At 59.7% G+C, this 22385-nt stretch carries 22 protein-coding genes; 12 read left to right on the top strand and 10 right to left on the bottom strand.

The window, feature by feature from the left end; translation table 11 throughout:
- The first annotated feature begins 146 nt into the window (after nt 1-146).
- Both ACP0KA_RS03090 and msrB read left to right on the top strand, forming a co-directional pair.
- The gene (locus ACP0KA_RS03090) at nt 147-1589 is read left to right on the top strand and encodes an NAD(P)/FAD-dependent oxidoreductase (RefSeq protein ID WP_424631476.1); all 1443 of its coding nucleotides are present in this window, start codon (nt 147-149) and stop codon (nt 1587-1589) included.
- Nucleotides 1590-1783: 194 nt separating this feature from the next.
- Nucleotides 1784-2302, top strand: coding sequence for a peptide-methionine (R)-S-oxide reductase MsrB (msrB, locus tag ACP0KA_RS03085; protein WP_424631475.1), 519 nt, complete (start codon nt 1784-1786; stop codon nt 2300-2302).
- Nucleotides 2303-2349: 47 nt separating this feature from the next.
- Here the strand turns inward: msrB and ACP0KA_RS03080 are convergent, their stop codons facing one another.
- Complete coding sequence (locus ACP0KA_RS03080; RefSeq protein WP_424627369.1) at nt 2350-2823, bottom strand: SRPBCC family protein; 474 nt, start codon at nt 2821-2823, stop codon at nt 2350-2352.
- On the bottom strand, nt 2820-3152 hold the full coding sequence (locus tag ACP0KA_RS03075) for an ArsR/SmtB family transcription factor (RefSeq protein WP_424627368.1): 333 nt from the start codon (nt 3150-3152) through the stop codon (nt 2820-2822). Before ACP0KA_RS03075 ends, ACP0KA_RS03080 begins: the two co-directional genes overlap by 4 nt.
- 304 nt (nt 3153-3456) lie before the next feature.
- Here ACP0KA_RS03075 and ACP0KA_RS03070 point away from each other — a divergent pair, with 304 nt between their 5' ends.
- The 3 genes from ACP0KA_RS03070 to ACP0KA_RS03060 all read left to right on the top strand — a co-directional run bounded on the left by ACP0KA_RS03070 (nt 3457) and on the right by ACP0KA_RS03060 (nt 8764).
- Complete coding sequence (locus ACP0KA_RS03070; protein WP_424627367.1) at nt 3457-5271, top strand: flagellar hook-basal body complex protein; 1815 nt, start codon at nt 3457-3459, stop codon at nt 5269-5271.
- A 156-nt stretch (nt 5272-5427) separates the two neighbouring features.
- Complete coding sequence (flgK, locus tag ACP0KA_RS03065) at nt 5428-7236, top strand: flagellar hook-associated protein FlgK (RefSeq protein WP_424627366.1); 1809 nt, start codon at nt 5428-5430, stop codon at nt 7234-7236.
- A gap of 7 nt (nt 7237-7243) precedes the next feature.
- Entirely contained in the window at nt 7244-8764 is a 1521-nt protein-coding gene (locus tag ACP0KA_RS03060; protein ID WP_424627365.1) for a flagellar biosynthesis protein FlgL, read from the top strand.
- 96 nt (nt 8765-8860) lie between these two features.
- Here the strand turns inward: ACP0KA_RS03060 and flbT (ACP0KA_RS03055) are convergent, their stop codons facing one another.
- Nucleotides 8861-9274: a flagellar biosynthesis repressor FlbT gene (gene flbT, locus ACP0KA_RS03055; protein ID WP_424627364.1), complete on the bottom strand. Its 414-nt coding sequence runs from the start codon at nt 9272-9274 to the stop codon at nt 8861-8863.
- Nucleotides 9275-9561: 287 nt separating this feature from the next.
- Here flbT (ACP0KA_RS03055) and ACP0KA_RS03050 point away from each other — a divergent pair, with 287 nt between their 5' ends.
- From ACP0KA_RS03050 to ACP0KA_RS03030, 5 genes are all read left to right on the top strand, one after another.
- Nucleotides 9562-11697 (top strand): flagellin, encoded by a 2136-nt coding sequence (locus ACP0KA_RS03050; protein WP_424627363.1) that lies wholly within the window; start codon nt 9562-9564, stop codon nt 11695-11697.
- Nucleotides 11698-11964: 267 nt separating this feature from the next.
- Nucleotides 11965-14112, top strand: a complete 2148-nt coding sequence (locus tag ACP0KA_RS03045; RefSeq protein WP_424627362.1) for a flagellin — start codon at nt 11965-11967, stop codon at nt 14110-14112.
- Between the two features lie 332 nt (nt 14113-14444).
- Nucleotides 14445-14825 (top strand): flagellar biosynthesis repressor FlbT, encoded by a 381-nt coding sequence (gene flbT / locus ACP0KA_RS03040; protein WP_424627361.1) that lies wholly within the window; start codon nt 14445-14447, stop codon nt 14823-14825.
- 3 nt (nt 14826-14828) lie between these two features.
- Complete coding sequence (gene flaF, locus ACP0KA_RS03035) at nt 14829-15194, top strand: flagellar biosynthesis regulator FlaF (protein WP_424627360.1); 366 nt, start codon at nt 14829-14831, stop codon at nt 15192-15194.
- Nucleotides 15195-15210: 16 nt separating this feature from the next.
- Nucleotides 15211-15576: a hypothetical protein gene (locus ACP0KA_RS03030; RefSeq protein WP_424627359.1), complete on the top strand. Its 366-nt coding sequence runs from the start codon at nt 15211-15213 to the stop codon at nt 15574-15576.
- Nucleotides 15577-15611: 35 nt separating this feature from the next.
- Here ACP0KA_RS03030 and ACP0KA_RS03025 read toward each other — a convergent pair whose 3' ends face one another.
- The 4 genes from ACP0KA_RS03025 to ACP0KA_RS03010 form a co-directional block, all read right to left on the bottom strand.
- The gene (locus tag ACP0KA_RS03025) at nt 15612-15980 is read right to left on the bottom strand and encodes a hypothetical protein (protein ID WP_424627358.1); all 369 of its coding nucleotides are present in this window, start codon (nt 15978-15980) and stop codon (nt 15612-15614) included.
- Between the two features lie 185 nt (nt 15981-16165).
- Nucleotides 16166-16648 carry a hypothetical protein gene (locus tag ACP0KA_RS03020; protein WP_424627357.1) on the bottom strand — a complete coding sequence of 161 codons (483 nt, stop codon included), beginning with the start codon at nt 16646-16648 and terminating at the stop codon, nt 16166-16168.
- A 16-nt stretch (nt 16649-16664) separates the two neighbouring features.
- Nucleotides 16665-17006, bottom strand: a complete 342-nt coding sequence (flgJ, locus tag ACP0KA_RS03015) for a flagellar assembly peptidoglycan hydrolase FlgJ (protein WP_424627356.1) — start codon at nt 17004-17006, stop codon at nt 16665-16667.
- Complete coding sequence (locus tag ACP0KA_RS03010) at nt 17006-18115, bottom strand: flagellar basal body P-ring protein FlgI (RefSeq protein ID WP_424627355.1); 1110 nt, start codon at nt 18113-18115, stop codon at nt 17006-17008. The genes flgJ and ACP0KA_RS03010 overlap by 1 nt, the downstream gene beginning before the upstream one ends.
- A gap of 311 nt (nt 18116-18426) precedes the next feature.
- On the opposite strand from ACP0KA_RS03010, the gene ACP0KA_RS03005 reads away from it, so the two are divergent.
- Nucleotides 18427-18858, top strand: a complete 432-nt coding sequence (locus ACP0KA_RS03005; protein ID WP_424631474.1) for a flagellar assembly protein FliX — start codon at nt 18427-18429, stop codon at nt 18856-18858.
- A 220-nt stretch (nt 18859-19078) separates the two neighbouring features.
- Nucleotides 19079-19444 carry an RNA polymerase-binding protein DksA gene (dksA, locus tag ACP0KA_RS03000; protein WP_002712631.1) on the top strand — a complete coding sequence of 122 codons (366 nt, stop codon included), beginning with the start codon at nt 19079-19081 and terminating at the stop codon, nt 19442-19444.
- Between the two features lie 339 nt (nt 19445-19783).
- On the opposite strand, the gene flgH is transcribed toward dksA, so the two are convergent.
- The 3 genes from flgH to flgG are packed head-to-tail and all read right to left on the bottom strand — an operon-like array spanning nt 19784 to nt 22385.
- Nucleotides 19784-20539: a flagellar basal body L-ring protein FlgH gene (gene flgH / locus ACP0KA_RS02995; protein ID WP_424627354.1), complete on the bottom strand. Its 756-nt coding sequence runs from the start codon at nt 20537-20539 to the stop codon at nt 19784-19786.
- Nucleotides 20540-20544: 5 nt separating this feature from the next.
- A complete protein-coding gene (gene flgA / locus ACP0KA_RS02990) occupies nt 20545-21585 on the bottom strand; it encodes a flagellar basal body P-ring formation chaperone FlgA (protein ID WP_424627353.1) in 1041 nt (346 codons plus the stop codon).
- 11 nt (nt 21586-21596) lie between these two features.
- Nucleotides 21597-22385: a flagellar basal-body rod protein FlgG gene (flgG, locus tag ACP0KA_RS02985; RefSeq protein WP_424627352.1), complete on the bottom strand. Its 789-nt coding sequence runs from the start codon at nt 22383-22385 to the stop codon at nt 21597-21599.

The raw sequence follows: 22385 nt of genomic DNA, 5'->3' as shown, positions 1-22385 counted from the left end.
GCGCAATCCTTGGTTGGCAGGCTAGAGCAGGATCCGGAATAGTGTACAAGCGGATGCGGGGCAAGGTTGGCACTGTCACGGTGAGAAAATACGATCCCTAGAACGAAGTTCGATTCTCAAGGAAGTCCGATTCTTAAGACATGGCGATGGCAGAAACCGCGACAGCAGACATCAGCACGACTGAAGCGGCACCACCGGTGACCGATGCGGCGGCGCGTCCGCGCCTGACTTTTGATCTCGATGTGGACATTTGCGTGATCGGGGCGGGGCTTGCCGGCCTCACGGTGGCCCGCGAGGCGGCAAGGATGGGCGCCACCGTGGCCGTCCTCGAAGGACGCAGTGTCGGATGGAATGCGTCCGGACACAGCCTCGGGGCGGTGATGCCGGGATTTGGCTTCCCGGCTGCCGACCTCATTGATCGCGTCGGGATCGCCGACGCCCGCGAACTTTGGTCGCTCGCGCAGCAAGGAGCGGACTATGTCCGTGCCACGGCGACCGCCGACATCATGCCGGAGGGCTTGCTCACCGAAGGCGCACTTGAAGTCTCCAATGTCGACGTTGGCGATACGCTAATCCGCCGCTTACAGACTCTGGGCGGCGATTTCGGCACGGGGGTGGAAGGCTGGCAGGTCGATCGCGTGCGCGACGTGCTGAAGACCAACCGTTACTTCCATGCGATCCACTATCCGCGCGCGTTTCAGATCGATGGCCGGCGGTATGTGCACGATCTCGCTGCGCTCGCGGAGCAGGCGGGGGCCAGGATTTTCGAAGAGACGCCGGTGGTCGGCATCGATCCTTCCGGAATTCGCAAGCGTGTCGTAACGCCATCTGCACGGCTACGCTGTTCGGACATCGTCATGGCGGGGAATGTCCATATCGGCGCGCCCGCAATGCGCCTGTCGGGGACGCTGTTGCCGATCTGGCGATATATGGGAATGACCGAACCGTTAGGGGATCGCCTGGCGGAGGCGATCACCTTTCAAGGGTCTGTTGCGGACACCGCTGACATCGATCAGTTCCGCATTGTCGGTGGTGACCGGCTGTTATGGTCCAGCCCGGAAACCACATGGCAGGCCAATCCCCGGCGGTTTGCCAAGAGCATCCAGCGCCGTATCGCGACTGTTTTCCCCAAGCTTGGTCCGGTCAAGATCGAGGATGTCTGGAGTGGCGTTTTCGGCCAGACCGTTCATGGCATGCCGCAGATCGGGCAATTGCGGCCGGGCTTGTGGGTGCTCTCGGGCTTCGGCCGTCAGGGCATGAACACCACAGCCATGGGCGGCCAGCTCGTGGCGCGAAGCATCGTGCGCGGCGACGATCGCTGGCGGCTGTTTGCGCCATTCGAACTGGTCTGGGCTGGTGGACCGGTCGGGCGAGTGGTCGGACATGCGTTCGGTCTGTGGTTGCGAGGCCAGTCGTCGGCGGCGGGCCTGGTGTCGCGTTATCGCGAGCGGGCGAAGGGACGGGAAAGTGTTCGTGAGCGCGCCCGCGAAGTGCGCATGAAAGCGATGAAAGCCCGGGTCGCTGCAGACCGCGATCGCGCGATCGCTCTGTCGCGGCGACGCGATGATCGCGGCGGAACTCATCGCTGAGCGTGTTATTGGTCTTTGGTCTAGAGGCTGCTTTTTGATCCGCTGCCGCACGCAATAAGCTGGGGGCGCCGGGGTTGAAATGGGAAGGCCGTTGCCGCCTCGCGCGAAAGTGAGCCGGGCTGTGTAACGTTTCGCAAGATGGACCGTACTTCATGACGGACAGCCTGTTTTCCGATTTGCACGGAGCTTTGACCATGATCGACCGCCGATTTTTGCTCGCATCCGCCGCCAGCCTTGCCGCGTTTTCTGCGTTTCGCTGGTTTGGTCTGGGCGGCGACGCCAAAGCCGCAGAGACGCTGGCGCCTCAGAAATTCGAGGTCGAAAAGACGCCCGAGGAGTGGCGCAAGCAACTGACGCCGGCGGCGTACAACGTACTGCGTGAGGCCGGCACCGAGCGGCCTTTCTCGAGCCCGCTGAATCATGAAAAGCGCAAGGGGACATTTGCTTGCGCGGGTTGCGACCTGCCGCTGTTTGCATCGGAGACGAAATTCGACAGCGGCACCGGCTGGCCGAGCTTCTATCAGACGCTGCCGAACGCCGTCGTCGAGAAGAGCGATCGCTCGTTCATGATGGTCCGGACCGAGACGCTGTGCCGCCGTTGCGGTGGTCACCTCGGCCACGTGTTTGACGACGGCCCGAAGCCGACCGGCTTGCGCTATTGCATGAATGGACTGGCGCTCAGCTTCAAGCCGGCGGACCGCACGTCGTCTTAAACTGCACGGCCCACGGCTCTGTCTCGCGCCGGTCCTCGTGAATGGGATCAGGCTTCGGCGGCCTGCTGGTACAAGGACATGATGAGGCTCCAGCCGTTGGGAGCGTCGACCATGGCGCGGCCATGCTCGGCCGTGTCGCCCATGCGTTCCAGATGACGATGCTCCAGATCGACTCGGGTGGTCCCATCGCCCTGGTCGGCGAACAGGATTTCGACCTCGGTGATGAGTTCGGGATCGTATTGGAACTGCCCATTGAGCTGCCAGGCCAGCACCAGCCGCCCAGGCGGCTCCCAGGCCAGCACCTTACCAATCTCGCAGACGCTGTCGTCCTGGCTAATGGAGTACCAACGCCCTCCGACCTTCGGTTCGATGATAGGCAGCTTCAGGGGCGAGGCGCCGATGTGATGGCTGGCCGGCCACCAGGTTCCGATACCAGCGGTGAACACCTCGAAGGCGTGCGCCGGGTTGGTTTTCAAGGTGACGCTGCGGCGGACTGGGGCGGGGGCAATGGTCTGAGTCATGGTGTTTTGGGTCCTTCGTCGTCATTGAGTTGGCGTTCGACCTCGGCCGCATAGGCCTCCAGTGCGACCGCCCAGAACTGGTCGAGCCAGGCGCGAATGGTGCCCAGGCCCTTGGGATCGATCTGATAGATGCGGCGCGTCCCGTCCGGCCGGTCGGTCACCAGACCGGCCTCCTTCAGAACCTTCAGGTGCTGCGACACCGCTGGCCGGCTGACCGGCAGGCCGCTCGCGATATCGCTCACGGAGGCCGCGCCGCCTCCCAGCCGCTCGAGCACCCGTCGGCGGGTGGGGTCGGCGAGGGCGGCGAAAGCGTTTTGTGTGTAAGTCATGACTTACCGTAAGTTAATGCTTACGTATCGGTCAAGCCTATTTGATCTGCCAATGCGAGCAGGCAATCTCGGCCCAAGCCGAAGCGGAGATCATCCTGCGCTGGGCGCTTTGTGCAGCCCTATGGCGGCAAATCTTGCCCCTCTAGGCAATTGTGCCCCGGTCGCGAGACCGAGGCTCTTCTTTTAAGTCATTGAAAAATTTGAGTTCCAGCCGTTGGCACGCGGCTTGCGATCTCTTCTTCGAACGCGGTCATTGATTGGCAAATACCGGCAGGCCGCCCGGAGCGAAGTTGGAGATAAAGTAATGGGTCTTTTCGGAGCTCTTAATACCTCGGTCGCGGGTATGCGTGCGCAGTCGTACGCGCTGGAAAACATTTCCGGCAACATCGCGAACTCGCAGACGACCGCGTTCAAGCGCATCGACACGAGCTTCATGGACATGATCCCCGACACCGGCAACAGCAATCAGGTCGCCGGCAGCGTTGTCGCCAATTCCCGTTCGACCAACACCGTCCGCGGCGACGTGCAGGACGCGTCCGTTGCGACCTACATGGCGATCAATGGCGACGGTTTCTTTGCGGTGCAGAAACCCAGCAGCTTCAGCGACAACAATCCGCAGTTCGCAGGGGTCGAGAGCTACACCCGCCGCGGCGACTTCACCCTGGACAAAAACGGCTACCTGGTGAACGGCGCCGGCTACTACCTCGAAGGCATTCCGATCGACTCGACCACCGGCAACGTCACGGGCAGCACGCCGCAGGTGCTGAAGTTCGGCGGCGACTTCTTGCCGGCGCAGCCGACCACCAGCGTGACCTATCGTGCGAACCTTGCGCGCTATCCGCTGACCAACAAATATGATCCGGACATCACCGGCTCCGAACTGCTGAACGTCGGCGACTTCGCCACCAATCCGCGCATCATCGGAACACCGCCTGCGCCGTATTTGGACAATGCCGAAGCCGGCGGTGCCGTGAACAATATGGCTTCACCGGCGATACCGATCACGGGCGGAACCAAGCTTTCGGGCACTGCTCCCGCCGACGCGATTACGACCTCATTTGCGGTCAACGACGTCATCAACGTGAACGGCAAGACCATCACCTTCGTCGCTACAGGCGGCAGAACGAACGATGGTGCTGGCAATTACACTCTTGGTGTCGATCAGGACATCAATTCGCTGCTGGGCACGATCGATCTCATGACCGGCAATACCGGCACCCCTTCTGCCGTGGTTAGCGGCAAGGTGACGCTACATACCGGTATCGCGGCTGACCTCGATATCGACTCAACCGCCGCTGGTTTTGGGGCGCTTGGTTTCAGTACCACTGTCCCGACCTCAGTTAACCGCCTTGGCGGTGGCACCGGGGGGGCAGGCGTCGTAACCGGTGCGGATATGAAGTCATTCCTTGATGAATCGGTCTCAGGTGACACGGTTACGGCCTACGACGCATCGGGTGCACCTGCTGCGCTGCAATTCCGTTGGGCGAAGGTTGACACGTCGGATCTGGGCCCAGGCCACAAGGACACCTGGAACCTGTTCTATCAGGTCGATTCGAAAGCCTCCGGCACCGACACCGCATGGCAGAACGTCGGCACCGACTTCACCTTCGTGAACAACCAGTTGTCGCCGCCGGTACCGTCGGTTGCCCTGACCAATGTGAAGGTGGGAGATATCACGCTTCCCAATCTGTCGATCAGTTTCGGTAGCAACCTGACGCAGTTCAGCGATCCGAAGGGCAACACCAGCAACGGCATCGAAGCCAACGGCTATCCGGCGGGATCATTGCAGACGGTCTCGATCGGTGACGATGGCAAGGTGGTTGGCCAGTACTCCAACGGCCGCAACGTCAACCTGGCCCAGATTGTTCTGGCGACCTTCACGGGTGCGAATTTCCTGCAGCGCAGCGATGGCGGCACGTTCTCGGTGACCAGCCAGTCCGGTCCGCCGGTGTATGGCAAGGGCGGTGACATTCAGGGCTCGGCGCTCGAAGGCTCGAACGCGGATATCGCCGACGAATTCACCAAGCTGATCGTTACGCAGCAGGCCTATTCGGCGAACACCAAGGTCATCACCACTGCGAACCAGATGGCGCAGGATCTGCTCAACGTGGTGCGATAACTTCGCATTACACCTAGTGTCCCGTCTTCGAAATAACCGACCAATTCGCAGCGCGCTCGCACGGTTATTCGAAGACGATAGGACGCCGGGAAAACAAACTGCGAGTGTGGCTTTTCGAGATGCCACACAGGTTCAAGCTGAAGTAGGGCAGTATCAATGGGTCTGAGCCAAGCTCTTTCAATCGCGATGTCCGGCCTGCGTGCAAACCAGGCCGCCCTGTCATTGGTGTCTTCGAACGCAGCCAATTCGGAGACGCCCGGTTACGTTCGCAAAACCACCAATGTCATCGATACCTCTCATGGTGTGCGGACCGTAGGTGTCAATCGCGAGCTTGACACCTACGTTCAGAACCAGCTGCGAACGGAATTGTCGGGTTCGGGCTATGCAACAACCAAGTCGACGTTTCTCGACAACTTGCAGGGCGTCTACGGCGATCCGGATTCAGATGCGACGCTGGAGGCCAGCTTCAACGCGCTGACCACGGCGCTGCAGGCGCTGTCCACGAGCTCCGACACGGATTCTGCGCGTAAGTCCGTCATCAATGCGGCGCAAACCATGGCGGCGCAATTGAACCAGACGAGTGACGGTATCCAGGGTCTGCGCGCTGCCGCAGATTCCGGGATCAACAGTGCCGTCAAGGCCGCCAATGATGCGATGGCGCAAATCGCCAAGATCAATCAATCGATTGGTGGTGCCACCACACTCGATGCTTCGACCGCTTCGCTGCTCGATCAGCGCGATCAGTACATCGATCAGTTGTCGCAGCTGATGGACATTCGCGTTGTGCCGGGCGACGGCAATCAGGTGAACGTTTACACTGGTGCAGGATTCCAGCTTGTCGGCGGTCCCAACGCGGCAAAGCTGTCGTTCACCCCAACAGGCACGATGACGCCGGATGCCCAGTGGGGTTCCGATCCAACAAAGAGCGATCTCAGTTCGGTCTCGCTGCAATATCCGGATGGATCGAAAATCGATCTGACCGCCGAGCACGGCATTCGCTCCGGCGCGATTGCTGCCTATACCGAACTGCGCGACACGACGCTGGTTCAGGCGCAAAATCAGGTGGATGCTCTTGCGGCCTCGATGTCGAGCGCGTTGTCCGACAACACAACGGCAGGCACCGCTGTCACGGCTGGTCCGCAAAGCGGCTTCGATATCGATCTTTCGGCCTTGCAGCCTGCCACCGGCAACAAGGGCTCCGTCAACATCACGTATACGGATACGGCGACGAACAAGCAGGTCAGTAAGAGCATTGCGGTCGATCTCTCTGGTGGTATGGCGTCTGTTGTATCGCAACTCAACACCGCCTTGGCCGGTACAGGCGTTCAGTTCTCGAATCCTGCTTCACCGCCTGCTGCCTCGGCCAATGTTCTCCGCGTGCTGGACGACGGTACGAGCAACGTCGCCGATGTCAATTCGGTATCGCTCACCACGACAGCGACGAAGCTGACCGACAACGGCGGCCCGCAGCTTCCGTTCTTCACCGATGGAAACTCGCCGTATGTCTACGGTTCGGATAAGACGGGCCTCGCGGGACGCATCGCGGTCAATCCCGCGCTGCTCTCCGATCCATCGCGCCTGGTAGTTTACAACACCAGTCCCACAACACCGTCAGGCGATACCACGCGTGCGGATTTCATTCTGTCGCAGCTCACCAACAGCGCGTCGACTTATCCGGCAGACACCGGAGTGGGGTCCGCCAAGACGCCGTTCAAAGGCACCATCCTCAGCTTTACGCAGCAGTTCACCGCGATGCAGGGCGATGCGGCATCGGCTGCGGATTCTGTGGCTGATGGACAGAGCGTGGTGGTGAATACGCTGCAAAACAAGATGAGCCAGACGTCAGGTGTGGACCTCGATACGGAGATGGCCAATTTAATGGCGTTACAGAACGCTTACTCCGCCAACGCCCGTGTGATGTCCACCGTCAACTCCATGTATCAGTCACTGTTGCAGGCATTCTGAGGTTCTCATGACAATTTCCGGCGTTAGCGGCCGCACCACCTATCTCAGTTCTGGGTTGGTCAATCTCAAGAACCAGCTCGATCTCTTGTCGCAACAACTCGCGTCCGGGAAAAAGTCGACCACGTATGCAGGCCTCGGCTTGAACGCGGCCACGGCGACGGGGTTGCGTGCGCAGCTCGCGACTCTCTCAAGTTACGCAGACACGGATAACCTGCTCAATACCCGCATCAACGTCGCGAACCTCTCTCTGCAAGGCATCAGCGATGCCGCAGGCGAAGTGAAGGATGCCGCGACAGGCGCGACGCTCACTCTGGACAGCACCGGACAAACTCCCGGCCAGAAAACCGCGCAGGGGTCCTATACGCAGCTAATCGCATTGTTGAATTCATCAGCCGGTGGGCGTTATCTGTTTTCAGGACGTGCCACTGACACGCCGGCGACACAACCTGCCGACGTCATCATGAATGGCACGGGAGCGCAGGCTGGTCTGAAGCAGTTGATCGCCGAGCGCGGTGTCGCTGATGGCACGAGTGGTCTCGGTCGGCTGACGATCACGTCGCCCTCGGCGACGTCGGTGACGATCGGTGAAGACGTCGCGGGTTCGCCGTTTGGTTTGAAGCTGGATTCGATCAGCACCAATCTCACCGGTGCGACGCTCACGCAGCCAACAGCGGGAACGCCTCCGGCCGGGCAGGAAATGTCGGTCGATCTCGGCGCGACCAATCCGAACGAAGGCGAGAAGGTCACGTTCAACTTCAAGCTGCCGGATGGTACGACCGAACGGGTCGAACTCACCGCCACAAATACCAATCCTCCTCCGGAAGGAAGTTTCCTGATCGGTGCGGATACGACTGCAACCGCGGCTAATCTGAACAGCACGCTTAATACCGCGGTGGGCAAGCTCGCGAACACGGCGCTGGTTGCTGCATCGGCCATGACGGCTTCGGACAACTTCTTCAGCTCGAACCCGCCGCAGCGTGTTGACACCTCAACCAATCCACCCGTCGCGCTACGCAACGGCACGCCGGCTGACACCGTGTTCTGGTATACGGGCGAAGTTGCGACGGGTCCGAACGACACCGCACGCGGCACCGCCGCAATCGGCATCGACTCCTCGATTTCGGTGCAGTACGGAGCGCGTGCGAACGAGGATGCGTTCGTCACACAACTGAAGAACGTCGCGGTTTATGCGGCGGTAACAACGAACGCGAACAATCCGAATGCCAACGATCAGCTGACCGCGCTCAATTCGCGGATCATTACAAACCTGTCGGATCACCCGGGTCAGCAATCGATCGAGAACATCCAGTCAGATTTCGCGAATGCTCAAGTCGCGGTCAAGAACGCGCAAGATCGGCAGAAACAGATCGGCGCAACCGCGCAGTCGATGCTCGATTCCATCCAGGGCATCAATGACGACGAGGTCGCAGCCAAGATCATGGCGCTGCAGACGAGCCTGCAGGCGTCCTATCAGACGACATCGGCGCTCTATCAGATGAGCCTGCTCAAATTTCTGCCGCCGGCATAGTTGTTTCGGCAATAATCCAAAGCGAAAAGGGCTTCCTTGCGGAAGCCCTTTTTCTTTTGGTTTGTCGTCTCAGGTCGCGTGAAAAATCGCGGCGTATCAGGCTGCGCGGTTCTCGGCCGCTTCCTTCAGCGCTGCGAGCGTCTGCTCTTCATAAGCGATCAGCTTGCGGGCTTCCTTCAGCGCCTTATAGTAGTCGCCGCCGAGAATGTGATTGTTGATGTCGCCGATGATATCGGCTGAGCCGGGCGACACGATGAGAATGTCGCGCAACAGGTCGAAATAGACCGGATGATGTTCCTGCGGATCGTCGGAAATGTACATCAGCTGCACCGCCAGATAGATCAGCTTGGCCGGGGTGTTGGCTGTTGCGGGTGTGAGAATGTCCTTTTCACGCAGGATCGGCAATTTTTCACCTTCAATAAGTAGTTTTGCGCGCTGATCGGTATTGGTGATCACGCAAGAGCCGACAATGACCTTTTCGTGCGGCTTGAGTTCGACTTTCAACGCCATCTCTGTCTCCCAGCGTGCGATTGGTTGCAGTGCTTCGACGCTTGCGCGCGATCCTTCCCGAACATGGTTAACAGGGGGTAAACAAAATCGACCAGCGATCAGCAGACGATTTCAGATTTTGCAGCAATTTCAATGGCGTCATGTGCTTTTGAACTGCTTTTATCCGAATAACTCGACCGTTCCCGTTTAGAGGTTCTTAGAGGGTTCCAGCCATTCTGCACCCCGGCCGCCGATTGAATATCGGGGTCTCACTGTACAGTAGCGTCACACCAGAAAGGTTGCGTACTATGTCTGATATCGTTCTCTCCGCGTCGGTTCGCCAGAACCTGCTCTCGCTCCAGGGCACTGCAGATCTTCTCGCCCAGACGCAGACCCGCCTTGCCACCGGCAACAAGGTCAACTCCGCTCTCGACAATCCGACCAACTACTTCACGGCGCAGTCCCTCAACTCGCGCGCTTCCGACATCAACAACCTTCTGGATGGTATCGGCAACGGCGTGCAGGTTCTGCAGGCTGCCAACCAGGGCATCACTTCGCTGCAGAAGCTGATCGACACCGCGAAGTCGATCGCCAACCAGGCTCTGCAGGCGACAGTCGGTTACTCGCAGAAGTCCGCGATCACCAGCACGGTGATTGATGGCGCAACTGCTGACAACCTGCTCGGCACCGTTGGTGACCCAACCGATGCGACCTACACCGGCGGCGCTTCCGACGTCACCACGACTGCTGCATTTGTTTCAGCGACCGTAGTCGGCACCGGAACCGCTCTCACGGTTGGTGATGCTGGCGATAACGCCAACGGCGCGACCAAGCTGAACGAATTGACGGACGGTGCAGATGCCACTGTTCCCACTGGCCCGGCCGCTGGTGATAGCTTCACCGTGAATGGCAAGACCGTCACCTTCGCAACCGACGGTGCTGCTTCGGTGGATAAGGACGGCAACTGGACCATCGGTCTTGACCAGTCGATCAACAAGGTGCTCAACGTTATTGACACCATCACCGGCAACGTGGACGACGGCGACGACACGAACAATTCCTCGATCTCCGCCGCCGGCGTTGTCACGCTCAAATCCGGTAAAGCGGGCGATCTCATCGTCAGCGGCACGGGTCTGGACAAGCTGGGTTTTGTCACGGCTACCGACTTTGATCCGACCACGAACCCGGGTAAGCGTACCGGTGGTGGTGATACCGTTGGCGTGGCGCTGACCGGCGCGACGAAGCTCAGCGCGGATCCGAAGGGTGCCGACACCCATCTGACCGACAGCTTCAAGGCTGGTGACACGCTGCAGATCAACGGCACTGACGCTGCTCACACCCTGACCTTCGTCACGGGTACAGCGAACGGCGCCAACGAGATCAGCATCACCGACGACGTCAGCACGTTGCTCGCCAAGATCGACGGTCTGACCGGCGGTAAGGGCTCCACGGTCAACGCCGACGGCAAGATCGAAATCCACACCGGCACGGCTTCGGATCTCAAGATCATCACCTCGAACACCGCTGCTGCGCAGGCTCTCGGCCTCACCGGTACGCCAACCGGCCCGACGACCTCGACGGGTGCACCCGATGGTCAGACGCTTGTCACGACCTTCGCTCGTACCGCTGGCAAGGCTGCGGCGCTGGACGGCAAGACTCTGACCATCGCATCCACCGCTGGTGGCGCTCCGCTGAACATCATCTTCGGTGCAGGCGGTTCCGGCGTAGGTCAGGTTAAGTCGCTAAACGACCTCAACAACGTTCTTGCAGCCAACAACCTGCAGGCTTCGCTGTCGAGCGACGGCAAGCTGACCATCACCACATCGAACGACTCGGCTTCGGCCACGATCGGTGCGATCGGTGGTACGGCGTTTGGGACCGGCGGCGTATTCGCCGGCGTGAGCCCAAATGCACCGGTTCTCGATCCGGTTGCCCAGTCGACCCGTGCGAGCCTGGTGACGCAGTACAACAACGTCATCGACCAGATCCGCACGACGGCTCAGGACTCTTCGTTCAACGGCGTTAACCTGCTGGCGGGCGATGAACTCCAGATGACCTTCAACGAGACGGGCAAGTCGACCCTCAGCATCACCGGCGTCAACTTCGACCCGGCTGGCCTGGGTCTCGGCAGCCTGACGGTTGGCACTGACTTCGTCGACAACGACGCAACCAACAAGGTCCTGACCTCGCTCAGCACCGCCAGCTCCTCGCTGCGTGCTGAAGGTTCGGCCCTCGGTTCGAACCTGTCGATCGTGCAGATCCGTCAGGACTTCAACAAGAACCTGATCAACGTGCTGCAGACGGGTGCATCCAGCCTGACGCTTGCTGACACCAACGAGGAAGCGGCGAACAGCCAGGCGCTGTCCACCCGCCAGTCGATCGCGGTGTCCGCGCTCGCTCTGGCCAACCAGTCGCAGCAGAGCGTTCTTCAGCTCCTGCGCTGATCTCTCGACAACACGTGGCGGAACAGGTGGCGGGGCTTCGGCCCCGCCACTTTTTTTGTTCCAGAAATTTCTTTGGCAATCCGGCGCCCCAGCGGGCGCCTTTTTCATTTCAAGGACTTAGTCACGGAAGTAGGGGTTCCTTAAGGATGAATTTTAAGCCGCGCTTAACCATAATTTAAACCGCGCCTTCTATACCGGGAGAGAAGCCACCGTTTCTCCAAGTGCCGTCGGCAGCCGGCATCTCGCGTTAATCAAGGAAGGTCAAACATGTCCGATATCGTTCTTTCAGCCTCGGTTCGCCAGAACCTGCTGTCGCTTCAGGCGACTGCGGATCTTCTTGCGACCACGCAAACGCGTCTTGCCACCGGCAAGAAGGTGAACTCGGCGCTCGACAACCCGACGAATTTCTTCACGGCGCAGTCCCTCGACTCCCGTGCCAACGATATCAACGCCCTTCTGGACGGCGTGGGCAACGGCGTGCAGATCCTGCAGGCGGCCAACACCGGCATCACCTCGCTGCAGAAGCTGATCGACACCGCGAAGTCGGTCGCCAATCAGGCGCTGCAGACCCCGGTCGGCTATTCCCAGAAGTCCTCGGTCACCAGCGTGGCAATTCCTGGCGCGACCGCCGACAATCTGCTCGGCACCCCTGGTGCTCCTGTCGATGCGACCTATGCCGGCGGCGCGGCAGATATCACCAACACCACCGCTTACGGCAACACTGCTCTGACTGCTGGTGGCACCGCGCTGCAGGTCGGCTCGGCTGGTGCTAACGCGGATAGCTCGACGAAGCTGAACGAACTCACAGACGGCGCCGGCGTGTCAAAAGCTCCGGCAGTTGGCGATAGCTTCACGGTCAACGGCAAGAAGATCACCTTCGCCGTCAACGGCGCTCCGTCGCAGGACGCCAGCGGCAACTGGACCATCGGTCTCGATCAATCGATTGGAAAGCTGCTCAACACCGTTGACAGCATCACGGGCAACACCACCAACCCATCGACCATCACCGCCGGCGTAATCACTCTTAACACCGGTACATCGGACGATCTGAACATCGTTGACACCACAGGTACCACGCCGCTCGCGGACGCTCTTGGCTTTGTTGCTGCCGATTTCACGACCCCCACGACGCGTACCGGTGGTTTGCTGTCGGCGGGAACATTGTCCGGTACGACCAAGCTCAGCGTTCCGCTGTCGGGTGGCGATAACGCCACCGGTGGTTCATTGACCGACGGCTTCAAGGTCGGCGATACGCTGCAGATCAATGGCACTGACGCAGCTCACACCCTGACCTTCGTGAAAGGCCCAGCAAACAACGCCAACGAAATCAGCATCGATGACAACGTTAATACGTTGCTTGCCAAGATCGACGGCTTGAGCGGTGGCACCGGCTCCAACGTGGCACCTGCGGTTGCCGGACCGCCGGCCGTGCCGGCCCACGTTGAAATTCACACTGGCGTCGGTTCCGATCTAAAGATCGTGACCTCGAACGTTGCTGCAGCTCAGGCGCTGGGCCTCACGGGCACGCCGGCTCCTGCGACGACGGCTCCTGGCCCGACTACGGGGCAGGTGTTCGTCACCACCATGGCCCGTGCGCCAGGTGCACCCCCGCAATTGGAAGGCAAGACCCTGACGATTGCCGCGACCGCAGGCGGTACGCCGCTGAACATCATCTTCGGTGCAGGCGGCAGCGGTGCTGGCCAGGTCAAGGACCTCTATGAACTCAACGCGGTTCTTGCCACCAACAACCTGCAGGCTTCGCTATCGACCGATGGCAAGTTGACCATTACCACCAGCAATGACGCAGCTTCCTTCACGATCGGTGCGCTTGGTGGTACGGCGGCAGCAGCGGGTGACATTTTCGGTGGAGCCGTTCCAACCGGTGTTCTTGCCGATCCTGACTCGCAGGCAACCCGCGCGAACTTCGTCACGCAGTACAACAACATCATCGACCAGATCCGCACCACGGCGCAGGACGCATCGTTCAACGGTGTGAACCTGCTCCAGGGTGACCAGCTCAAGCTGGTGTTCAACGAGACGGGCACGTCCACGCTGAACATCAACGGCGTTGCACTCGATCCTCCGGGCCTCGGCCTCGGTGCACTGACGATCGGCACCGACTTCATCGACAACAAGTCGACCCAGAAGATCATTCAGTCGCTGCAGACCGCCAGCACGTATCTCCGCTCGCAGGCATCGACACTCGGTTCGAACCTTTCGATCGTGCAGCTTCGTCAGGACTTCTCGAAGAACCTGATCAACGTGCTGCAGACGGGTTCGTCGAACCTGACGATCGCCGATACCAACGAGGAAGCGGCGAACAGCCAGGCGCTGTCCACCCGTCAGTCGATCGCAGTCTCCGCACTCGCGCTCGCCAACCAGTCGCAGCAGAGCGTGCTGCAGCTGCTCCGCTAAGCGGATGAGCGCGGGACGACAACAACAGCGGCGGGGCCAAAAGCCCCGTCGCTTTTTCTCTTGAGAGAGAACGTTTTCGAGCGAAGTGGACACCAGTTCGCGTGAAGAAAACGTGGCAAAAATAATCTAGAGCTTCGGGATTCTCCACCGAAGGCGATTCGATTTATAAGAAAATACTCTGCTAATTTTTGTTTTTGTTTGATGTGCGCCGCCAGAAGTGCACATGCAATGAACGACTGCGTGCAGTCGCTTCGATTCAATTTGTGGTTCGTTGGACTATCATTGCTATGATCGTTTGATCAGACGCGCGTCCTTCAAGAATGGAGCGAGCCGTGGCCCTTCGTGTCGAACTCAAGCCTTTTGAACGCATCGTGATCGGCCAGAGCGTGATCACTAATTCGGATGTTCGCGCATCGTTTTTGATCGATGGCAATGAGCCCATCATGCGCGAGAAAGACATTCTCACGTCAGAAACCGCAAACACGCCGGCAAAGCGCATCTATTTGTGTGTGCAGCAGATGTATCTCGAAAATGATATTCCGAAATATCAGGACCTTTATCTCGAATTTGTAAGAGATTTTCTTGGAGCCGTGCCGAGTTCGCGTCCGGACATCGAGTCCGCGAGTAACCACATTTTAAGCGGTGCTCTTTACAAAGCCCTAAAGGACATCAGGAAACTGATGAAACGTGAAGAAGCGTATTTGTTGAGGTGAGGAATGTCTAACGCCGCTCAGGCCTACGCGCGTACTGCTCAAACAACTGCATCTCCTCGGGAGATCGAAGCGCAGGCTTTGTTGAAGGCGGCTAACAAGCTGCAAGATATCATGAACAACGCCGGCCGCACGGACGACGATTTTGCGGAGGCGCTTCTATTTAATCGCAAGCTCTGGTCGATTTTGCTTGGCGCAGTGACGAGCGATCAAAATCCGCAGACCGTCGAGATCCGTCAGAACATCGCCAACATCGGCACGTTCGTCATGACGCAAACGATGGAGCTGCAGCTCAATCCGCAGCGCGAAAAGTTGAAGTCGCTGATCGACATTAACTGCAATCTTGCCGCAGGCCTCTCCGGCCGCGCATAGAGAGGCGAGTCTCACCATGTCTGATATGTTCAGCATTCTCCAGTCGAACTACAAAGCCGTCGGCGCCGCGACTTACAACCGCATGCCGTATGTGAACGTAGACCCCACGCTGTATCAGGGGACGTGGGACGGGGCCTACGCGGACGGTACGAAGTTCAAGATCCAGATCTCGAACGTGACGGGCTTTCGCGCCCAGGTGCGCTACCAGAGCGGATCGGTGCACTCGAATGAGAGTGTCCTGATCAACGCCAATTCGTTCAAGTTCGGCACGTCGAAGTTCACCTTGACGAAAGCCGGCACGGCGGAGATCAAGACCGTGAATGAGACGAAGGGCACGCTGGAAACGGCTAATGCCACTCAGGACATTCCGCCGGGAGGCTAGACCGTTCTCAATCACGTTTTTTACGTCAGCTTAGATCACGCCTGCCGGTCGGTGTACTTCTTGGCCTGGGCGTTGTCCCGTTTGGCCTCGTCCTGGGCGCGCAGATAGGCGCGAGCGCGGAGACGGGATTCATCGGGAAATTGGTTGACTACGAGGCTCGTGCGGCTGTCGACTGTCTGATAGACGATCTGTGCCGCATCGCGATCGATCATGATCTTGTTTGACAAGCTCTGGCCTGCCGAATTCGCATTGTTGCGCGCGAGTTGAGCCGCGTCGGGCGCCGTGACGGCCTTGTCGGCGGGGAGCTGTGTCTGGACAGCCGCCTTTGCTGCAGCAGGTGCAGTATCGATAATTGGTGTCGGGACCGGCGTTCCCACCGGTCGAATGCTAAAATCTGCACCCATATCAGCCCTCCTGGCCTCCTTCGGATCAAGTCAAACCTCAACCCTCCAACAGTGCTAAATTACTGAAATCGCTTGAACGGCCTGTTTAAGGCGCGGCGATGACTTGATTCAAATGCGATCTAAAATGTGCAACGCCGCGACCGAAAGGCCGCGGCGTTGACTTGACGATGAATATACGTGGGAGCTTAGAGCGAGCGGCTGACCGACAGCGGCATCACGTTGCGCGGATTGGGTGTCGCCCGCTTTCCACCGGCGGTATAGCCGAAGGACAGGTTCCGCCGCTGCAATTCGCCGTTTACGCCGCGGACGATCCCTTCCGAGACGGCATGCGCCGTTGCAAGCACGGTAAGATTGACCTTCAGCGTGCTGCGGAAGACGTCGTGATGACGATGCAATGACGACAGCAGTTCAGGGGTGGCCTCCGCGAGATAGGCCTGGTTGCCTTTGATCTTCGTGATGGTCTTCACGTAGCGCCGCGACAGTTCGCTTTTCTCTCCATCGAGAGCCATGGCATCCCGCACTTTGCCCGCACGAACGAGCGCAGTCTCGCGCTCAACGACGTCCTTGAGCGTGCTCATCACGTTCAGGAGATCGGTTTCAAGCTGTCGGGCTTCCATCGGCGTCGATACCGGTTGCTCGGGAAGGGACGCGTGTTGCTCGGTCGTCATGGGTTAGTCTCCTGACTCAACTGCTACGGTTGGCTTGCTGGATGATGAGGGTGCGATAAACGTCGTTGGAAATTCCGACACCGCCGGCCTTTGCGAACGATTTGGAGTATTGCTCGGTCATCATCGAGCGCCACACGCCGGTTCCCGGTGTGTCACCGAATGGACCGTCGCCTTTGATGCCGCTGGTCATCTGCGAGAACATCGAGTTCAGGAACACGGCCTCAAAGTCCTGGGCCTTGTCCTTGATGGTCTGTTGCTTCTGCGGCGACACTTTCGCGAGCGCTTGCGTCAGCTGAAGGTCGGGATGACCGTTGAAGTAGGTCAGCGGCGGTTGCTTTTTATTGGCGACGTTCAGCATCACATCACCTCGATGTCAGCCTGGATCGCGCCGGCGGCCTTGATCGCCTGCAGGATGCCGATCAGGTCGCGCGGGCCGATGCCGAGACCGTTGAGGCCATCGACGAGCTGCTGCAGCGAGACACCACTCTTGACGAGCGCGAGTTTTTTTCCGTCCTCCTGCACGCCGACACTGGTGCGTGGCGTGACCACGGTTCGTCCGTTCGAGAAGGGAGCCGGCTGGCTGACGTCGGCACTCTCCGAAATCGTCACGGTGAGATTGCCCTGGGCCACAGCGACGGTGGAGACGCGGACATCACGTCCCATCACGATGATGCCCGAGCGTTCATCGATGACGATCTTCGCGGCCAGATCAGGCTCGACCTGAAGCTGTTCGATCTCGGTCAGCAGTGCGACGGCGTTGCCTTTGAATTCGGCCGGAATATTCAACTGCACGGTGGAGGGATCGACGGGCTCCGCGCTTTTGGCGCCGAGGAAATCGTTCACCGCCGCAGCGATGCGTTTTGCCGTGGTGAAGTCGCTGTTGCGCAATGCGAGCCGGACCGTCGGCAGGCGGTTGAGAGCAAACTCGATTTCGCGTTCGATGATCGCACCGTTCGCGATGCGGCCGACCGTGGGTACGCCCTTGGTGACGCTGGCTGCTGCGCCTTCGGCGGCGAAGCCACCGATCGCGAGCGAACCTTGCGCGACGGCATAGACGTTTCCGTCCGCGCCGAGCAGCGGGGTCACCAGAAGAGTGCCGCCCTGAAGGCTCTTGGAGTCACCGAGTGCCGAAACGGTGACATCCATTCGCGTGCCCTGGGTGCCGAATGCGGGCAGGTTGCCCGTCACCATCACGGCCGCGACGTTGCCGGTGCGGATGGTCGTGCCGCGGATGTTGACGCCCATGCGTTCCAACATCGCTTGCAGCGACTGCTTGGTGAAAGGAATGTTGTTGAGAGTGTCGCCGGTGCCGTTCAGACCAACAACCAGGCCGTAGCCGATCAGCTGGTTCTGGCGCACGCCTTCAATATTGGCGAGATCCTTGATCCGCGACGTTGCTCCAGCCGATACGGCTGAAACCATCAGCATGGCCACGGCCACACAGGCGATTTGAAAATTCCGAAACATCCTCTGCTCCCCGCTGAGGTCTTTTGCGGCCCACGCCCCGTGCTCCCCACAGGGTTAGTCCGCAATACTCTATGCGAGAGCCGTGCCACACCTCGGAGCGCTGGTAGTACGTTGAATTTATTTGGAAAAATGCTTGTCAGGCGAGTTTGCAGGCGAGGTGCGGCGGGCGAAGTTGCCGCATCCCGGCATAAATTGCCGGGTCATTTACCGACTATTAACCATAACCAGCGACCTTGATGGCAGGGATCACCGGTGCGGTGGTGGAATGGCGCGGCGGTTGCACCAACCGATTGCCTCGCGGGGCGAGCAAAATGCGAATTTATGGACCGAGTGGCACAAGCCAGACTCCGCCGAAAGCCAGCGCCCGGCGTTCATCGTCGTCCGGATTTTCGATCGAAGATACCAGCGTACCGGTAGAGACACGGCCCGCCACAGCGCCCAGAACCGCCGGCGGGATCGAAGCTTTGCTGGCGATGCAGGGCTTCGACGATCCCACAGAGCGTCGGAGGCGGTCGGTCCAGCGGGGCCGGAGCGCGCTCGATGTCCTGGATGACCTGAAAATCGGTCTTTTGACCGGAGCGCTCGATTCGTCGATGGTTGGCAGGCTCAGGACGGCCGCCGCCGAGTTGAAATCGGTTTCGGGGGACCCGCGCCTGGATCAGGTTCTATCGGAAATCGAACTCAGGGTCGAAGTGGAACTGGCCAAGGCCGGCCAAGTAAAGCCTGTAAATACTGGGTTTTAACGGGGAAGCAGGTTGGTTCCGCCGGGCATGGAACCAGTCTTGGTACCCTTTGGGTATTCTTGGGGTATCGGGGGCCGGTCCCGTTCTCGATATTGTTTGTCACAAGACGCCGCTATATAAGCTCCCGCGCGGACAGGGTTATTTGGATCCGCCAGCACGTCGAGATGGACCGCCCTTGGAAAAATTGAAGAACTACAAGCCTTCCGAGAAAGAGCCCTTCATGAACGAGCGGCAGCGGGAGTATTTTCGCCGCAAGCTCCTCGACTGGAAGGATGAGATCCTTCGCGAGTCGAAGACCACGCTGCAGCAGCTTCAAGAAGAGAACGTCAATCATCCTGACCTGGCTGATCGCGCTTCGTCAGAAACCGATCGCGCCATCGAGCTTCGCGCCCGCGACCGTCAGCGCAAGCTGATTTCCAAAATCGATGCCGCACTCCAGCGCATCGAGGACAATACCTACGGGTATTGTGAGGAAACCGGCGAACCGATTTCGCTGAAGCGGCTCGAAGCACGTCCCATCGCCACGCTCTCTGTCGAGGCGCAGGAACGGCACGAAAAGCGCGAGAAGGTCTATCGCGACGAGTAATTCCGGTCGGGTACGGCCCGGAATTACGGACTCGGTCGGCCATTGGACCCGGTGACAGGCTCATAGCGGGTTCGCTGAAGGCGGATCGATTTCGTCTCTGCGCGGTCGTGCGCGGGAAGGCCCAGCCGATTCAGATTTGGACTTGCAGACAGTCGGCCTCTGGCCTGCGCCTGTGTTGGCGTTCCTCGTTGAAAGATCGCGACACCATCTAAAACGATCACGGCCTCCGTCAGGGGAGCTAACGGAGGCCGCGTCGTAGACATCGCGCTGCGCCTAGGTTCGCGGCACGATGTGGGAGCTCGTGTAAAGACGGTGGGAGCCGCCTTCAACAGGGGTGGATTAGAACGGCAGCAGAATATCGAAGGCCTGTTGGCCGTAGCGGGCCTGTTGCACGTCTGTGATCTGACCGCGGCCGCCGTAAGCGATGCGCGCCTGCGCGATCTTGCTGGAGTCGATGGTGTTGTCGCTCTGGATGTCTTCCGGACGTACGATGCCGGCGACAATCAGTTCGCGGACTTCGTAGTTGACGCGGATTTCCTGCTTGCCTTCGACGACCAGGTTGCCGTTGGGCAGCAGCTGGGTCACGACCGCGGCGACGTTGGTCTGCAGGGCTTCCTGGCGGTTGACCGATCCCTTGCCGTCGCTGCTCGACGTCGAGTCCGTGGTCAGCAGGCGGCCGGGGATCGGCGCATTGGTCAGCGGCACCTTCGTCACCCCGAAGAAATTCGTGATGCCGGAATCTTCGGTGTTGGCGCGGCTGCGCTGTGTCTCGTTGGCGATGTTGGCCTTGTCGGTGATGTTGACGATCACCGTCAGAATGTCGCCGATCTGGTGCGCGCGCTGATCCTTGAAGAAGGCGCGTGAGCCGTTCCGCCACAGCGAGTTTGGATTGAAGGACGCCGGCTGCGGGGCCGGCATCGGCATCGACACCGGCTTGTAGCCGGCCTGCGTGGTCGGATTGTCGATCGCCGACAGTTTCGGCTTCTCGCCGATCGCGGCGAGCCGCTCGAGCGACGAGCATCCGCTTGCGACGGTGCCGAGAGCCAGAAGGCTGCTGCCCAGAACGATGCGATTGAGTGTTTGCGACTTCAACATGACTTTTACTCAGCTTTCTGGGAGGTGGTGCCTGCGGCAGCTTGTTCGTTCGGGGACAGCGACGCGGTTGTTGTGAGGACGCGCGGCGTTGCAATCATCACGGCGACCTGGCCCGGTCCGACGACTGTGCCTTGCACCGTGCGTTTCGATTGCAGGTTGGTGACGTTGACGACGTCGCCTTGTGTTCCGTTCTCGGTGGCCTTGCCGCGACCGGTGAGGTAAATGCCCGGCGCTTCATAAATGAGGGTGACGCTTTGGTCGCGGCTGACCAGGTCCGGTTTGCCGAGGTCGATCGCCTTCAAGGCCTGACCCGCGCGCATCTGCTTGCGCACCTGCATTCCAATCGCACGTTCGCGCGTCGTGAGGTCATTGCCGACCTCCGCTTTCGGGCGGCGTTCGGTGATCACATCGGACGCTTTGATAATGTCGTTGCGATCGACGCTGCGTGTCAGGATCGTTGCGTCCACGGTTTCGATAGCTGTACCCGTGAAGCGCAGTTTCGTCGGCGAGTAGGTGACATCGTTCGGAATTTCAAAGGTAATGTCGAACCGGCCATTGCGCGGATCGAAGCGGACCATCGAGGCGCGCATATCACCAGTATTCGATGCATCGAGCTGAAGCTCGCGCAGATCGCGATCAAATGTGACTGACAGGTTAGCGGCGTCGCCGAGGCCGTTACGATGCTCGAGCGCCTGCGCAACTTGCTGCTCGATGTCTTTTGTCGACACCGTGCGCGAGGATCGTGTCACCGCGACTTCGCGGATGTTGCGGGTATCGACACCGATCACTTGATGCGCGCCGAGCGCCGAGATGATCTGCGAGGTCGGCACCGAGCCGGTGGTGCCGAGGTCGGGAGCGCGGAAAATCGCGATTCGGGCAGCGCTTCCGGCATTGTCGATCACGTCGCCGATCCGCACGATATCGCTGTTCACCGTAACGTTGGCACGTAGAACCGGGCCCGGTGCCACGTCTTTTTCTGACTGGGCTAAGGCTGCTCCGGCTGTGGCAACCAGAACGGCGGCTGTGAAGAGAAACGATCGCAACATCTTCATCTCCCTTATCGGAACATGCCGGTGGTGGACTGCATCATCTGATCGGCCGCGCTGATGACCTTGGCATTCATCTCGTAGGCGCGCTGAGCGGCGATCAGGTCGGATATTTCCGACACGACTTCAACGTTCGATGCTTCGAGATTGCCTTGCTGCATGTCGCCGAAGCCGTCTGCGTTCGCGAGGCCGTCCTGCGGCGGGCCCGAGGCGGGCGTATCGACAAACAGGTTGTCGCCGATCGATTGCAGGCCTGCCTTGTTGATGAAACGGGTCAGTCCAATCTGGCCGACAATCGTCGGTGTCGTTGAGCCCGGCAAGATTACCGAGACCTGGCCTTGCGGGTTGATGTTGAGCTGCGAAGCGTTCTGCGGAATTGTGATGGTCGGCTGCAAGGGGTTGCCCTGTGCGTTCACGACGCGACCGGTGCCGTCGGTCGTAAACGAGCCGTCACGAGTATAGTTGTAAGTGCCGTCCGGCATCTGGATCTTGAAGTAACCCTCGCCACGAATAGCGATGTCGAGATCGCCTCCTGTGGGGGTCTGGGTGCCCTGTGTCATCAGGCGTGGGGTGCCGACAGTCTTGACGCCGCCGCCGATGTCGATGCCGACGGGCAGGACGGTGCCCTGGTCAGAAGCCTGCGCGCCGACGCGCTGGACGTGCTCGTAAAGCAGGTCCTGGAACTGCGCACGCTGCTTCTTGTAGCCGGTGGTGCGGACGTTGGCGATGTTGTTGGAAATGACCTGAACGTTGAGTTCCTGGGCGGCCATACCGGTTGCTGCAGTGTAAAGAGCGCGCAT

Origin of the sequence: Bradyrhizobium sp. SYSU BS000235 (assembly GCF_049747295.1) — a bacterium.
Lineage (GTDB): Bacteria > Pseudomonadota > Alphaproteobacteria > Rhizobiales > Xanthobacteraceae > Afipia.
This window is presented reverse-complemented; position numbering and strand designations above follow the sequence as displayed.

What these genes read in the sequence shown, in the direction of transcription:
- ACP0KA_RS03090 (WP_424631476.1), top strand. Translation starts at nt 147, where the DNA reads ATGGCAGAAACCGCGACAGCAGACATCAGCACGACTGAAGCGGCACCA.
- msrB (WP_424631475.1), top strand. Translation starts at nt 1,784, where the DNA reads ATGATCGACCGCCGATTTTTGCTCGCATCCGCCGCCAGCCTTGCCGCG.
- ACP0KA_RS03080 (WP_424627369.1), bottom strand. Translation starts at nt 2,823, where the DNA reads ATGACTCAGACCATTGCCCCCGCCCCAGTCCGCCGCAGCGTCACCTTG.
- ACP0KA_RS03075 (WP_424627368.1), bottom strand. Translation starts at nt 3,152, where the DNA reads ATGACTTACACACAAAACGCTTTCGCCGCCCTCGCCGACCCCACCCGC.
- ACP0KA_RS03070 (WP_424627367.1), top strand. Translation starts at nt 3,457, where the DNA reads ATGGGTCTTTTCGGAGCTCTTAATACCTCGGTCGCGGGTATGCGTGCG.
- flgK (WP_424627366.1), top strand. Translation starts at nt 5,428, where the DNA reads ATGGGTCTGAGCCAAGCTCTTTCAATCGCGATGTCCGGCCTGCGTGCA.
- ACP0KA_RS03060 (WP_424627365.1), top strand. Translation starts at nt 7,244, where the DNA reads ATGACAATTTCCGGCGTTAGCGGCCGCACCACCTATCTCAGTTCTGGG.
- flbT (WP_424627364.1), bottom strand. Translation starts at nt 9,274, where the DNA reads ATGGCGTTGAAAGTCGAACTCAAGCCGCACGAAAAGGTCATTGTCGGC.
- ACP0KA_RS03050 (WP_424627363.1), top strand. Translation starts at nt 9,562, where the DNA reads ATGTCTGATATCGTTCTCTCCGCGTCGGTTCGCCAGAACCTGCTCTCG.
- ACP0KA_RS03045 (WP_424627362.1), top strand. Translation starts at nt 11,965, where the DNA reads ATGTCCGATATCGTTCTTTCAGCCTCGGTTCGCCAGAACCTGCTGTCG.
- flaF (WP_424627360.1), top strand. Translation starts at nt 14,829, where the DNA reads ATGTCTAACGCCGCTCAGGCCTACGCGCGTACTGCTCAAACAACTGCA.
- ACP0KA_RS03030 (WP_424627359.1), top strand. Translation starts at nt 15,211, where the DNA reads ATGTCTGATATGTTCAGCATTCTCCAGTCGAACTACAAAGCCGTCGGC.
- ACP0KA_RS03025 (WP_424627358.1), bottom strand. Translation starts at nt 15,980, where the DNA reads ATGGGTGCAGATTTTAGCATTCGACCGGTGGGAACGCCGGTCCCGACA.
- ACP0KA_RS03020 (WP_424627357.1), bottom strand. Translation starts at nt 16,648, where the DNA reads ATGACGACCGAGCAACACGCGTCCCTTCCCGAGCAACCGGTATCGACG.
- flgJ (WP_424627356.1), bottom strand. Translation starts at nt 17,006, where the DNA reads ATGCTGAACGTCGCCAATAAAAAGCAACCGCCGCTGACCTACTTCAAC.
- ACP0KA_RS03010 (WP_424627355.1), bottom strand. Translation starts at nt 18,115, where the DNA reads ATGTTTCGGAATTTTCAAATCGCCTGTGTGGCCGTGGCCATGCTGATG.
- ACP0KA_RS03005 (WP_424631474.1), top strand. Translation starts at nt 18,427, where the DNA reads ATGCGAATTTATGGACCGAGTGGCACAAGCCAGACTCCGCCGAAAGCC.
- dksA (WP_002712631.1), top strand. Translation starts at nt 19,079, where the DNA reads ATGAACGAGCGGCAGCGGGAGTATTTTCGCCGCAAGCTCCTCGACTGG.
- flgH (WP_424627354.1), bottom strand. Translation starts at nt 20,539, where the DNA reads ATGTTGAAGTCGCAAACACTCAATCGCATCGTTCTGGGCAGCAGCCTT.
- flgA (WP_424627353.1), bottom strand. Translation starts at nt 21,585, where the DNA reads ATGTTGCGATCGTTTCTCTTCACAGCCGCCGTTCTGGTTGCCACAGCC.
- flgG (WP_424627352.1), bottom strand. Translation starts at nt 22,385, where the DNA reads ATGCGCGCTCTTTACACTGCAGCAACCGGTATGGCCGCCCAGGAACTC.